The sequence below is a fragment of the Lentiprolixibacter sp. genome (genome assembly GCF_982873095.1).
The window spans coordinates 4568-5975 of sequence record NZ_CEYNTP010000179.1; the positions used below are offsets into that span (position 1 = coordinate 4568).

Annotated in this window: 1 protein-coding gene and 1 pseudogene; both read left to right on the plus strand. The window is 46.5% G+C overall.

Translation table 11 applies throughout. The annotated features are described in order from the left end of the window. On the plus strand, positions 1-877 hold an 877-nt coding region (locus AC4E7D_RS10615), incomplete at its 5' end, for a cryptochrome/photolyase family protein (protein WP_490173772.1). Between the two features lie 108 nt (positions 878-985). Beyond that, a pseudogene (locus AC4E7D_RS10620) lies at positions 986-1408 on the plus strand (amidohydrolase); the annotation flags it as partial.

The following is a 1408-nucleotide window of genomic DNA, read 5'->3' on the forward strand; positions in this document are numbered from 1 at the left end:
TGGAAATCCCTTTGTTTTTTACACCCCTTCAATGCGGAATTGGAAAGCGACCCTGGAGAAGGAGAAACACCTTAGACACTACCCTTCTCAGGAGCGGCTTCATGACCTTGCCGATCTGAAAGACCTTCCCAACAAAAGCCTGGAGGACCTGGGTTTTGTTCCTTCTGACATTCGCGTACCAGAATATGATATTGGATCCTCCTTGCTGGATAATTATAAGGACACACGGGATTTTCCGGCACAAAATGGCACCTCCCGTCTGGGTCCCCACCTTCGTTTTGGAACATTGTCCATTCGAAGCCTGATAAAATCAGCACTGAACAGCTCAAACGAAACCTTCCTTAACGAACTCATCTGGAGGGAATTCTTTATGCAGATCCTCTGGCATTTTCCACGAACAGTAAACGAATCCTTTAAGAAAAAATACGACCGTATTTCATGGCGTAATGATGAAGGAGATTTCGAAAAATGGAAAACCGGTCAGACCGGATATGCCCTGGTGGATGCCGGAATGAGGGAACTGAATGCAACGGGATATATGCACAATAGGGTACGCATGCTTGTTGCCAGTTTTCTTTGCAAGCACCTCCTGATAGATTGGCGCTGGGGCGAGGCCTACTTCGCTGAAAAACTGCTCGACTTTGAATTGAGCAGTAATGTGGGGAACTGGCAATGGGCCAGCGGCAGTGGTGTTGATGCTGCTCCATATTTCAGGATTTTCAATCCCATGACGCAGGTCGATAAATTCGATAAGGAAAAGAAATATATCAGGAAATGGGTCCCGGAATATGGAACAGAGGACTATCCTGAAAAGATGGTGGACCACAAACAGGCCCGTGAACGCTGCTTAAGCGTTTACAAAGCCGCTCTGGATTGATTTCATTTTTGCTTATATTTAATCCGATCCTGAACAACATATAGGAAAGGAAGAATCTCCGCCTTATAAATTCAGGCAATACAATGAAATAATCCTACCCTTCTATTCATGAAAAAAGTACTCACTCTAGCATTACTATTGCTCCTGGCGTCCTTTGCGTCATTTGCACAAAGACCTGGCAAAAACAAGCAGGCCGTAATTTCGGCTGTAGAAAAACACAAAGCAGAACTTATCCGCATCAGCGATTCCATCTGGGCACTTGCGGAAACGGCTTTTAATGAAAAGGGCTCTGCAGAACTTCTGGCGAACTATGCAGAAGAAAATGGTTTCAATGTGAGCCGTGGGGTTGCCGGAATGCCTACCGCATTTGTAGCCACTTATGGTTCCGGGAAACCCGTAATTAGTGTCCTGGGTGAGTTTGATGCCCTTCCCGGAATCTCTCAGAAAGCACAACCCACTAAAGCACCCCTGAATGAGGGTGCAGCCGGACATGGTTGTGGCCACAACCTTTTTGGAACAGCGAGCCTGGGG